General features: G+C 54.8%; 10 protein-coding genes. 6 read left to right on the forward strand and 4 right to left on the reverse strand.

The features are described 5' to 3' along the window. Positions 1–58: 58 nt before the first annotated feature. Positions 59–643 (reverse strand): LPP20 family lipoprotein, encoded by a 585-nt coding sequence (locus tag BR04_RS04325; RefSeq protein ID WP_496354765.1) that lies wholly within the window; start codon positions 641–643, stop codon positions 59–61. A gap of 227 nt (positions 644–870) precedes the next feature. After that, positions 871–2,070, reverse strand: a complete 1,200-nt coding sequence (locus tag BR04_RS04330; RefSeq protein ID WP_496354766.1) for a murein transglycosylase domain-containing protein — start codon at positions 2,068–2,070, stop codon at positions 871–873. A gap of 280 nt (positions 2,071–2,350) precedes the next feature. Here BR04_RS04330 and BR04_RS04335 point away from each other — a divergent pair, with 280 nt between their 5' ends. After that, entirely contained in the window at positions 2,351–3,121 is a 771-nt protein-coding gene (locus BR04_RS04335; protein ID WP_496354767.1) for a lysophospholipid acyltransferase family protein, read from the forward strand. Between the two features lie 165 nt (positions 3,122–3,286). Here BR04_RS04335 and BR04_RS04340 read toward each other — a convergent pair whose 3' ends face one another. After that, positions 3,287–3,826: a DUF3334 family protein gene (locus BR04_RS04340; RefSeq protein WP_496354768.1), complete on the reverse strand. Its 540-nt coding sequence runs from the start codon at positions 3,824–3,826 to the stop codon at positions 3,287–3,289. 154 nt (positions 3,827–3,980) lie between these two features. After that, the gene (locus BR04_RS04345) at positions 3,981–5,606 is read right to left on the reverse strand and encodes an FAD-dependent oxidoreductase (protein ID WP_496354769.1); all 1,626 of its coding nucleotides are present in this window, start codon (positions 5,604–5,606) and stop codon (positions 3,981–3,983) included. A gap of 196 nt (positions 5,607–5,802) precedes the next feature. On the opposite strand from BR04_RS04345, the gene BR04_RS04350 reads away from it, so the two are divergent. The 5 genes from BR04_RS04350 (at position 5,803) to BR04_RS04370 (ending at position 11,595) form a co-directional block, all read left to right on the forward strand. Beyond that, positions 5,803–6,378, forward strand: a complete 576-nt coding sequence (locus BR04_RS04350; protein WP_496354770.1) for a YkgJ family cysteine cluster protein — start codon at positions 5,803–5,805, stop codon at positions 6,376–6,378. Beyond that, a complete protein-coding gene (locus tag BR04_RS04355) occupies positions 6,353–7,543 on the forward strand; it encodes a class I SAM-dependent rRNA methyltransferase (protein ID WP_496354771.1) in 1,191 nt (396 codons plus the stop codon). The genes BR04_RS04350 and BR04_RS04355 overlap by 26 nt, the downstream gene beginning before the upstream one ends. A gap of 48 nt (positions 7,544–7,591) precedes the next feature. After that, positions 7,592–8,962 (forward strand): adenylosuccinate lyase, encoded by a 1,371-nt coding sequence (gene purB, locus BR04_RS04360; protein WP_496354772.1) that lies wholly within the window; start codon positions 7,592–7,594, stop codon positions 8,960–8,962. Between the two features lie 98 nt (positions 8,963–9,060). Next, positions 9,061–10,047: an OmpA family protein gene (locus BR04_RS04365; protein WP_496354773.1), complete on the forward strand. Its 987-nt coding sequence runs from the start codon at positions 9,061–9,063 to the stop codon at positions 10,045–10,047. A gap of 258 nt (positions 10,048–10,305) precedes the next feature. Further along, positions 10,306–11,595, forward strand: a complete 1,290-nt coding sequence (locus BR04_RS04370) for an EAL domain-containing protein (protein ID WP_496354774.1) — start codon at positions 10,306–10,308, stop codon at positions 11,593–11,595. Positions 11,596–11,635: the final 40 nt, after the last annotated feature.

The following is an 11,635-nucleotide window of genomic DNA, read 5'->3' on the forward strand; positions in this document are numbered from 1 at the left end:
GGGTGAATCTTAAAAAACAGCAGGCCCCCTTTACAGGACGGCCTGCTGTTTGTGGTATTTAGTTATTGAAATCCTGGAATTCCTTGGAAACAACGGCGTCCAGCTCATCGTGGGCTTTTTTGGCCTGGAACTGCTGCCAGAGGGCTTTATCGTTCTTATACGAAGAGGTGACCGCTTCCTTGGCCGCCTCACGTACGGATTCGGGATCGACAACCATCCACACATGGATATCACCAGCAGGAGATTGCCACATGGCCCGCTGTTTGGAGCCTGTAAGGGCCTGGTTGGCAACCTGGCGGGAGACCTGGGAAGAAACACGGTCTACGGTTTCGTCATCGCCAAGCCCTGTGGCCTGGGTGAAGTTTTTGACCATGTTCTGCACCTTGACATTCATCTGACGGGCCAGTTCATCCCGTCCATTGGCCATGGCTTCTGTCCGGGCAAAGGCAAAGCCAGCCTTGCCGATTTTGGCGATACCGACTGCTGAAATTCCCCCTTCGATATCAGGATTGCATACCCAGTGGGGAGCATCCTTGCACATATCGGGAACACCGGTGGCGACGGGGGTCTGTTTGGGAGCGCAGGCGGCAAGGAAGACCGCAAGGCCCACAAGCATGAGGGTGTGGAGCAGGTGCTTTTTCATTGAATCCTCCATTTTGTTTTTACGGTAGGGGTTTAATTGCCTTTGCAGCGGGTTTGTATTTTCAGGTTCTGTCCAGAAGACGGGTTGTGCTGCAATCTTCACAGAACCTGAACGCTTGAGGTCGCTGAGGCAGAAAACAGGCATGGTTCTGAAGCCTGTCCTCTCTCCTCTTGAAGTTGAAAAACATACAACGTATCCGGCAAAGCTTCAATATCTTCTTTGGCGTTTCAGCGGCCTTCATACCGGGGTTGGTAGCCTTTGTACCGTGGGGTTACCTTTTTCATGTAGGTGCGGGTTTCTTCATGGGGAAGATCTTTGACGAGCTTGTTGTAAACCGCTTCCGGAGGCATGGTGTTGATGATTTCCGCAGCACGCCGGATATTGGTTTTTCCCGTAAAGGCCCTTGCCACGTTCCCTGCTCCGGTGTTGTAGGCGGCGATGCTGCAGTAGAGCCTGCTTTCCGGGTTCTTGATGGCGGATAAATAGCGATAATACAGGATGTGCAGGTAGGCGGCACCCATCTTGATATTGTTGTCCGCATTGTAGAGATAGGAAGGGGAGAGCAGTTTCTGCTGTCCGTAGACCAGGGCGGAGGCATCCTTGCCTGCGGACTGGGGGACGATCTGCATCAGGCCGTAAGCGGGGACATGGGATTTTGCCATGGGATTGAAGGAACTTTCACTGTGCATGATGGCGGCAATAAAGGCCGGATCAATTCTGCGTTCTTTGGCATACCGCAGGATTTCCTTGTCGTAGGTTTCGGCTTTGTCACTGAGTGAGACCTGGGGCAGGGTGATGGTGAAGGTATGAATACGGTTGGCAGGGTTCGGTGCCGGTCTTTGGGTTTCCTCACTCTTGTTTGCAAGTTCCGTTGCGGTACTGAGTACCTGCCGGGCACTGGGTTTTTCTGTTCCCGTGAGGGCTTTGGTCAGGATGGGTTCGGGCTTGACGGTGTCGGTCACCACATTCTGGGAGGCTTCGGTCACCCGTTTTTCAATGTTTCGGGAAAGGGTGTCGTTTTCAAACGCTTTGGCGGATGTTGCCGTGACCAGCGTTTTCAGACGTTCCTCCAGTTCTTTTTTTACGTCTTTTTTGTCCGCAGGGGCCTGGATTTCCACGACAATGGTATTCTTTTCAAAGTCCACCAGGGTACGGTTTTTCATGTTCTGACTGTATTCCACCCACTGGGTTGGGGTACTTAAGACCTCATCTCCCCAGGACTTTTTGATCTGGCTTTTGTAGTTTGCAAATTCTTCCTGGATAATCTTCTGATATTCCTGAAACTCTTTGTTGATCTGCTCCTGATAACTGCCAAAGGCACTCTGCTGTTCCTTCATATAGTCTTCAAAGGATTGGGCCAGAGCGGAAGAGGCCAGCAGCAGGGCCGGGAAGATCAGGGCCAGAATGCGTTGGGGGAAAAAGCGCATGGCAGAACTCCTTGGGCTGTGGATTGGAAAATAAGGGGGAACATTCAGGTTCAAGCTTTGCAGTATAAGCCCCGGAACCGAAAGATGCAATCCCCCCGGCTCTGATGGTGTTCTGCTTTTAGGAGGGATGAAGACAGGAAATGGAAAAGTTTTTTTGTCCTTTTGGGATAAAGAAAGGCTTATTTTTTGCGGGGTCATGGGGTATAAAAAACATGAAAAAAGTTGGCCCTCTGGGGGATTTTACTATGCAAAATCTTGAGTGATGGGGAAGGGGAGAAAAATGTTCTGGAATCGTCTGGCTTCTTTTCTTTTTGTTGTGTCTGTTATGACCGCAGGGCCTTTTTTTTACGCAGGAGCACTGCTTATCCGGCTTGTGACCCGGCCCTTTGATGCCCGTTTGCGTTTTCTGCATCTTTATACCTGTTTCTGGTCTACCTGCCATTACTGGACCATGCCGACCTGGAAGTTTGTGGTAAGCGGTAAAGAGCACATTGACCCGGAAGTCACCTATGTGGTGATTTCCAACCACCAGTCCCAGCTCGATATCCTGGCGGCTTTCCGCACTTTTTTTCATTTCAAGTGGGTTTCAAAGATTGAGGTTTTCCAGTTGCCCTTTATCGGCTGGAACATGAGGCTGAATGACTACATCCCCCTGAAAAGGGGGGATAAGGACAGTATTCTGGAAATGCTGGACAAATGCCGGACAACGTTGAAAAAGGGAAGTTCCGTTTTCATTTTTCCCGAAGGCACCCGCAGCGAAACCGGTATCCTGCGTCCTTTCAAGCCCGGAGCTTTTCAGCTTGCCCATGAACTGAAGCTGCCCATTCTGCCCATTGCCATTGATGGCACCCGGGATGTCCTGCCCAAGTACAGTCTGGAGCTGAAAAGTCAGGCACCCATGAAAATCCAGATACTGCCCCCCGTTCCCTATGCGGAGTTTCAGCATATGGGCGTGGAGGAGACAGCTGCTTTTTTTCGCAGAAAAATCGGTGCCCATGTCCGGGCCCATACGGAAGATGTCACGGAACCGGTTCTGCTTCGCAGTCTCTAGAAGAGTGTACGTTTTTGGGAGCTTGACGGAAGGGTGCGGAAACGGGGGGAAGAATCCGGAAAAGTCGGTTTCGGAGCCGATCACCGTGGTCGTTCTGGGATTGTATGCCAGGTTCAGCAGAACCCGTCTGGAATTCCAGGACGGATCAGACGGGTCTTTATCCTGTCAGGTCTGAATGAATTCCGTTTTTTCCAGGGCCAGCTCAATGTGAAATTTTTTTCCATTGACATTGAATACCATGCGGCGGTTGTCCCTGTAGTCGCAATCCAGAATCAGGGTGATGGCGGAGTTGAGGGCAAGGGCCTTGGGCTGACCGCAAAAGCTGGAGAGTTGAAATTTATCCTCTACGGTACGCATGAGAAGCCCCATGATCTGGTTGGTCATTTCCCCGATGCTGTCCGCCACCTCATTGGAGGTGTAATCTTTGGCCAGTTCATCCTTTGGAATCCCCATGCTGGTCATATAATGGGTGTAAAGCTCCATGGAGGCCCCACCGGAAAAATTCATGACCGCAAGGCCGTTGTAATCACCGGTAAACTGTACGAAACAACCGATTTCGGGCTTCATGGTAACCTTGGGGATTTCCTGGAAGGTGGTGGAATATTTGATGGATTGCCGGGTACTGGATTCCAGTACATGCCGGGTAGCCTTGCAGAGAACCAGGGCGATCTGGTCGATGGTGGAGAGTTTTTTTTCGCTATCCATAAAAGGAAAATCCTTTCCCTGATGTGAAACAGTGGGTGACAAGGGCAGGGTACGGCCAGAAAACATGAAGATCATAGCCTAAGAAGCAGAGGATTTCCAATGGAAAACCCGGCAGAGGCCGGGGCAGGGGGCTTTGCGGGGTCGGGAGCCGGTATCAGTCCCCCTGGCGGATGGATCTTGCGCCGTATCGGGCCGTGAGGATGGCGCCTCCGAGAAAGGTACCTTCCAGTGCGCCTTTGCCGTGCATGTTGCCACCTCCGAACCCGGCACATTCCCCTCCGGCAAAGAGACCGGGGATGGGCTGGTCGTTCAGATCGAGTACCCGGCTGTGCAGGTCGGTACGAATCCCCCCCAGGGATTTTCTTGTCAGGATAAAGGTTCGGATGGCAATGAGGGGACCTGCTGCGGGATCGAGAATCTTCTGGAAATTGCAGATCCGCAGGCGATCCCCCCTGTATCTGCGGCTGATGGCGATGCGGCGGAGCTGATCGTCTGTGAAAAAGGCAGGCCCCCAGTCAATCTGCCTGTCATATTCCCGGATGGCGTCTTCCATGGCCTGAAGATTGAGGATGGTTTCCGGTGCTCTGGTTTGCATTTTCCGGGCAAGTTCCGCAAGGGTCGGCGCTGTAAAAATCTCGTCGGATTCCCGGATGAGCCTGTCTGTCAGTTCCCTGTTGCCAAAGAGCAGCTCTTTTATCATGCGGAAAAATTTTCTGTGGCGGAAGGCCGTCATGTAATCACATCCGGACACGGCCAGTTCTCTGAGGGCAATTTTACGGTTAAGTACCAGCCAGGAGAAGGATTCCTTTTCCCGGCAGAGCCGTTCCACAAGGTAGCCGGTATCCGTATAGCCCATGAGGGGCAGAGGGCCAATGCGCTCTCCTCTGGCGTTGAGCCAGAGGGCGGATCGGGGGGGCACCAGGCTCAGACCATGGTCTTCCAGCAGGCTTTTCGGGTAGGGAATTCCTGCGGCATAATGCCAGTGACGATCCAGGTGATCCAGTTTGCCGCCAATGGTCGCCACCGCCCCATGGATACGGCCATCGGCAAAGCGGTGGCTGCCGTTCAGGAGTTTTTGGGGAAGATTTTGCAGATGCGTGGGCCAGTGTTTGCGCACCAGGGAAAGATCGCCGCCACAGATGCCCCCTGCGGCCAGGAAAACCCGTTCTCCTCTGGCCTCAAAGGGTCTGCCCGTACCCTGCATGGCCCCTGTGCATCCGCTGATGCATCCATCCTGAAGGCTCAGGCTTTCCACACGGTGACCAAAGCGGAAGGTGAGACGGTGGCGGTTGGGATGGGCCTCAATACGTTTCAGGATACATTCCATGATGCGGTATCCCGTACCCCAGGCGATGTGCCAGCGGGGGAGAGAATTGGCTGTGTGCAGCATGCCCCTTTCCGGCCAGTTGACCACAGGGAGAAAGCGGACACCAAGATCTGTCAGGAAGTCAAAGATCTCTTTTCTGGAATGTTCCACATAGGATCGGGCCCAGGCTTTGGACCAGTGGTCCTCCTTGCGGAAGCGGGCCACCCGTTTCCAGTCTTCCCAGGCCACCTCCGGCGTGTCCGGAATTCCCATGCGCTTTTGCAGGGGGGTTTGCACGGCGCAGATGCCGCCAAAGGATTCCCTTGCCAGTCCTCCCAGACGTTCTTCCCTGTCCCTGTCCAGAACAAGAAGGGAAAGACCGCTGTCCAGGAGTTCCAGGGCGCAGACGAGACCGGCGATACCGCCGCCAACAATGATGACATCGCTGTGATAGACAGGGGCTGGGGCAAACATGAACGGTGTTCCTTGGCTTTTTTTGAACGGAACGGCTCCATTTCAGGGATGGAGACAGGGAAAAATAAAGCGGCCATCTTTAAGGATGGAGTTCACGCTGCCCCATCCCTGTGTTATTGTCAACCGATTTTGACGGTCGGATCTTCCGGAGGTTCGGGAGGCTGGATGTCGGAAACCATAACTTTCCGGAGGTTGCATGATCAGCCCCTTGTTTGATAATTACCGGGCCTTGCTGGTTCGGGTGGAAGCCCATCTGGAGGCCATCCGGAAACGGGCCGGATCGCTGATGGTCTGCCAGAAGGGCTGTGACGGGTGCTGCCGCCATATCACGGTTTTCAGTGTGGAGGCCTGTTTTATGGCTTCGGCCCTGGCGGATCTTCCCCTGGAGAGGCAGGCTGCCATCCGGGAGCGGGCTGCGGGAGCGGATCGGGACGGGGAATGCCCCCTGTTGTGGGAAGGAGCCTGTGAGCTGTATGCGGTGCGGCCCATCATCTGCCGCACCCATGGCTATCCCCTGCTGATTGAGGATGAAGAGGGAGCTTTTGTGGATTGTTGTCCCTTAAATTTTACAGACAATATGACAGCTGCCATTTCCATGGCCCTTGCCCTGGAACCGCTGAACCGTATGCTTGTGGCGGTACACACGCTGTTTTTGAAGGAAAGCGGTATGACCGAGAGGCTCCCGGCGCGAATGACCCTGGCCGATGCCCTGTTGCTGTCCTGGCCTTTGAAGGGAAAGAATGTAGATGAAAAAGGAAGTGGTAATCCGTGACAGGGGCGTGGAAGCCTTAGCCAGGCGGCACCCCTGGGTTTTTTCCGGCGCAGTTCAGGAGGTACGGGGTACCCCCGGGCCGGGTGAAACCGTCGCCCTTGTGGATGCAAGGGGACAGTGGCTGGGATGGGGAGCCTATTCTCCGAATTCCCAGATCCGGGTGAGAGTCTGGAGTTTTGATCCTGAAGAGAGAATTGACGGGAATTTTTTTCAGCAGCGCATACAGGCTGCGGCTTCGGTACGGTCGGGATTGTATCCCAATGGATCGGTGAGTGCCCTGCGCCTTGTATCCGGAGAGTCGGACGGACTTCCGGGGCTTATCGTGGATCGTTATCACCGGGTGGCAGTCTGCCAGTTTCTTTCCGCAGGCCAGGAGTTCTGGAAATCTGCCATTGTTGAGGCCCTGAGCGCCCTTCCCGGCATCGAAAGTGTGTATGAACGCTCCGATGCCGAAGTCCGGAAAAAGGAGGGGCTTCCATTGGAAAAAGGGCTGCTTTACGGGCCGGAGCCCGAAGCCCGGCTGGAGATTCGTGAAGGGCGGCTGCGTTTTTGGGTGGACATACGGGAAGGCCACAAAACGGGGTTTTATCTGGATCAGAGGGAAAACCGCAGCCGGGTCATGGCCCATGCCTCGGGGCTGCGGGTTTTGAATGTTTTTTCCTATACCGGGGGCTTTGGCATTGCCGCTCTGGTGGGGGGAGCCTCAAAGGTTGTGAACATTGACTCTTCCCGCCCCGCACTGGATATGGCCGAAGAAAACCGTATCCTGAACGGTGCCTGTTCCGATGATATGGAAAATGTGGAGGGGAATGCCTTTCAGGTGCTGAGAGCCTTCCGGAACGAGGGGCGTCTCTTTGATGTGGTGGTGCTGGATCCTCCGAAATTTGCGGAATCGAGAGCCCAGCTGAACCGGGCCGCCAGGGGATACAAGGATATCAATATTCTGGGGATGCAGCTTCTGGCTCCGGGGGGACTGCTGTTCACCTATTCCTGTTCCGGCGCCATGCATCCGGATCTCTTTCAGAAGATTGTTGCGGATGCCGCCCTGGATGCCCGGCGTGAGGGACGGATTGTGCGCAGGCTGGGGCAGTCACCGGATCATCCCGTTGGCCTGAATTTTCCGGAAGGGGACTATCTGAAAGGTCTGATGGTGCAGCTTTTTTAGGGGATGCTATCCCAAAAAATTTAATTCATGAATATGGAGAGTCAAAAGATGGATAAGATCTGCGCTCTGAGCGTTTTGGATGGCCGTTACCGGAGACTGACCGAGGATTTACGGGATCTTTTTTCCGAATACGGTCTGATCCGTCACCGCCTTGTGGTGGAGCTGCGCTGGCTGCGTTTTCTGGTGGAAAACCTGAGACTGGTTTCTCTTTCCCCGGAAGATCTGGATCGTGTGGAGGGGATCGTGGCAGGTTTCGGGCCGGAAGAGGCCCTGAAGATCAAGGCCATTGAACGGGTGACCAACCATGATGTGAAGGCGGTGGAGTACTACATCAAGGAAAGACTGGAAGAGATGGGGCTGGGGGCTGTCAAGGAATGGGTGCATTTTGCCTGCACCTCCGATGACATCAACAACACGGCCTATGCCCTGATGCTGAAGGGGGGGCGGGATTTTATTCTGGCCAGAGCCCAGGAGATCCTGGAAGCCCTTGAAAATCTTGCCCGAACGGGCCGCAGTGCGGCCATGATGAGCCGCACCCACGGTCAGCCCGCAACCCCCACCACCATGGGCAAAGAAATGGTGAACTTTGCCTGGCGTCTGCGTCAGGAGATGAAAAGCCTTCTGGCCGTGGAAATCGGTGCCAAGATGAACGGGGCCACGGGAAACTTCAACGCCCATGTGGCGGCGTTTCCGGATGTGAACTGGATCGAGGCCTCCAGGGCCTTTCTTTCCGGATCTCTGGGGGTTTCCCCCATTTTATACTCCACCCAGATCAATCCCAACCACAGCATTGCCCAGGTGCTCCATGGCATGGTGCGGATGGCCGGTGTGCTCATGGATCTGGATCGTGACATGTGGGGCTATATCAGCCTCGGGTATTTCCGCCAGCGTCTCAAGGAAGGGGAGGTGGGATCCTCCACCATGCCCCACAAGGTCAACCCCATTGATTTTGAAAACGGGGAAGGCAATCTGGGGCTGGCCGTGGCCCTGATGGAGCATATGGCCTTCAAGCTGCTTCAGAGCCGTTTTCAGCGGGATCTTACGGATTCCACGGTGCTGCGGAACATGGGGGCGCTTTTTGGGTATATGGCCATTGGGTGCCGCAATACCCTCAAAGGTCTCGGCAAGGTGGCGCTGGATCCCGGCAGGCTGGAGGAAGATCTGACCGCCAATCCCGAACTCCTTGCCGAACCTGTACAGACGGTGATGCGGGTATACGGTGAGGACAATCCCTATGAAAAGCTCAAGGAACTGACCCGGGGCCGGAGAATGACCCTGGAAGACTTTACCCGGCTCATTGATTCCCTGGAAAAAGTACCCGAAGAGGCCAGAAAAGCCATGCACAGGTTGACACCCGCAGGCTATACGGGGCTTGCCGAGGCTCTGGTGGATCAGTATTTTTCAGAAACGGGTGTGTAGAACGGGGGCGGGCTTTATGTTTTCATGACCCCGTCCGATAAAGCAGAAACACGCCACGTCTTTTGAGAAAAACCTTATGGGATGCAGAGGGGGAGAGAATGCAAAAAAGCCACATACCGGGTTTTATGCTGTGGGTCTTTTTTCTTTTTTCATATACGGGTGTTGCTGCCGAGGCCCTGAATACCCTGGTGGTGCTCCGGGATGGCAGCCATATCCGTTCCCTGTACTTTGAAGGGGCTTCTGTTCCCAGAGAGGAGGGCCTCCCCCTTCATGACAGTTCCCGGCGGCTGCGGGATCTGAACATTGCCGCCCTTCGTTTTGACCACAATGGCAAGCGTATTTTTCTCCCCATGGAGGAGGCCGTACGTTCCTTTGCCAGGGTGGAGCTGCTGACTGTTCCCGGCCCGGGCCAGGATTTTCTTTCCCTGCGTATGACACCGAAAAAGGGAAAAGCCTTTGATGTGGAAAGGGCGGCCTTGATACGTCATGTGGGGGAGGAATATCCTGCAAGGGAAATCGAAATCGAAAAGTACATGGCCCATGAGGGGGCGTGGCGCGGGGATATTCTGCCCATGGCCGAGGTTCGGGAAATCCATTTTGTGGAAAAAGAGCGGAAGGAGGAACCCCTTGAAGAAGAAAGAGTTCTTGTTGGCGCTCCTGTTTCCGGAGACGGGCATTCCGTAGAAGCCCTGACAGAGCTGCTGCTGGTCATGGCAAAGACCGGCGGTAAGGCAGGGCGTTTGAGCTTTGATATCCGCTTTGATGTGAACTCCGCCAATCTTACCCCTGCTTCCCGGGCGGTTCTGGATCGTCTGGCGGCAGCCTTGCGGGATTCCCGTCTTGGCGGAACCCGTTTCCGCCTTGGAGGCCATGCCGATTCCACGGGGAAGGCCGCCCATAACCTGGCCTTGAGCCGCAGGCGGGCGGACAGTGTGCGCACCTATCTTGTGCAGCAGGGCAGAATAGAGGCCTACCGTCTGGAGTCCGCAGGCTATGGCGATACCCGGCCCGTGGCTTCGAATAAAACCTCTGAGGGGCGGCGTGCCAACCGCAGGGTGGAGGTGGAGTTTCAGCCTCCCGGTTAGGGATGTGCCATGCGTTGCCGAAGGTCTGATTTTTCCTGAAAGTTGATTTGACCTGATTACTTTTGAAACCCTGAAGCCGCTTTCTTGCAGGAATGTATACTGTGCCCCCTGATTAGCGACGGAATTGTCTTTTTTTGTGGGAACCTGACGGGCCATATCACTGAAATGATTTTTAATTTCAGTGATATGGCTTTTTTTTGTTTCTGGCATGTTTTGTGAATAAGAACCTTTTCGGATGTTAAACCAAGGAGGTTTGCTGTGTTTCAGGAAAATAATGGCCCGGAAGCCCTGGGGCGTGTCAGAACGGTATCCTCCTTTTCCCTTTCCGGTGTCCGGTCTCTGGTTTCCCTCAGGGGGAATCACTATGAGGGGCAATGGGCGGGGGTGACCCTGCATTCTGTTTTTCAGCCCGTCTACAGTCTGGCGCACAAGCGTATCGCCGGTTTTGAGGCCCTGGTACGGCCCGTGGGAAGGGAGGGAAATCCTGTTGCGCCACCGGAGTTTTTTAAGGGCTTGTCCACCGATGCCCTGGTGCTGGCGGATCGCCTGTGCCGTGCCCTTCATGTGGCCAATTTCCAGTTTTTTCGTCAGCCGGATACCTGGCTTTTTCTGAATGTCGCCACGGAAGTGGCTGTCCATGCCCGGCGTTATGGATCTTTTTTTACGGAACTTCTTGATTTTTATGACCTGTCTCCGGCTTCCGTGGTGGTGGAGGTGGTGGAACATCCATCGGAAGATCCCCTGCGTATGGATGCGGGTATTTCTTTTTTCAGAGATCTGGGCTGTCTGATCGCCATGGATGATTTTGGCACAGGGGCATCGAATTTTGAGCGCATCTGGCGGTTTTCTCCCCATATTGTGAAGCTGGAAAGGGGGATGATTGCCCGTGCCGGTAAGGAGTCACGAACCCGCCGCATGTTGCCCGGCATTGTGTCGCTTCTGCATCAGGCCGGAGCCCTGGTACTGGTGGAGGGGGTTGAGGATGAAGAAGAGGCCCGCATCGCCATGGAGGCGGATGCGGATCTGGTTCAGGGATTTTTTTTCGGCAGGCCCCTGGCAGAGCCTCCCGAGGGAGGGCCTGATTTTGAGAGGCTTTTTGAGGGAAGCAAGACCGAAGCCAGGGACAAGGAAACCTGCTGGCGTCAGAAAAACAAAGAGGTGCTTGCGGCGTTTTCCCGATCTCTGGAGATGCTGGTTTCCGGGGAAAGGCCACAGGCCGCTTTTCGGAATCTTCTTGAGGATTCCCGTGTACTCCGGTGCTATCTGCTGCGTCCTTCCGGGGTGCAGGAGGGGCCGACCCTGGTGGCGGCAGGACGGGGACAGCCCCCGGATCCGCGCTTTGCCCCGCTCCAGGAAGGCCGCAGCGGAGACTGGTTCCGAAGGCCTTATTTCAAAAGAGCGTTGCGCACTCCGGGCCGCATCCGGGTAACCCCTCCCTATCGTTCCATTACGGGTGAAGGTCTGTGCCAGACCCTGTCCTGCCATGTGTCGGCAGAATCGGGAAGCTGGGTGGTCTGCTGTGACCTTTTTTTTGAAGAGGAGGGCTGATGGATAAGGCCGTTGTTGAAGAGGATCACAGTGTCTCTGA

Source organism: Desulfobotulus sapovorans DSM 2055 (assembly GCF_059569355.1).

Bases quoted from the DNA above. Each gene is read 5' to 3' on its own strand.
- purB (WP_496354772.1), top strand. From the start codon at position 7,592: ATGGATAAGATCTGCGCTCTGAGCGTTTTGGATGGCCGTTACCGGAGA.
- BR04_RS04345 (WP_496354769.1), bottom strand. From the start codon at position 5,606: ATGTTTGCCCCAGCCCCTGTCTATCACAGCGATGTCATCATTGTTGGC.
- BR04_RS04325 (WP_496354765.1), bottom strand. From the start codon at position 643: ATGAAAAAGCACCTGCTCCACACCCTCATGCTTGTGGGCCTTGCGGTC.
- BR04_RS04350 (WP_496354770.1), top strand. From the start codon at position 5,803: ATGATCAGCCCCTTGTTTGATAATTACCGGGCCTTGCTGGTTCGGGTG.
- BR04_RS04365 (WP_496354773.1), top strand. From the start codon at position 9,061: ATGCAAAAAAGCCACATACCGGGTTTTATGCTGTGGGTCTTTTTTCTT.
- BR04_RS04340 (WP_496354768.1), bottom strand. From the start codon at position 3,826: ATGGATAGCGAAAAAAAACTCTCCACCATCGACCAGATCGCCCTGGTT.
- BR04_RS04335 (WP_496354767.1), top strand. From the start codon at position 2,351: ATGTTCTGGAATCGTCTGGCTTCTTTTCTTTTTGTTGTGTCTGTTATG.
- BR04_RS04330 (WP_496354766.1), bottom strand. From the start codon at position 2,070: ATGCGCTTTTTCCCCCAACGCATTCTGGCCCTGATCTTCCCGGCCCTG.
- BR04_RS04355 (WP_496354771.1), top strand. From the start codon at position 6,353: ATGAAAAAGGAAGTGGTAATCCGTGACAGGGGCGTGGAAGCCTTAGCC.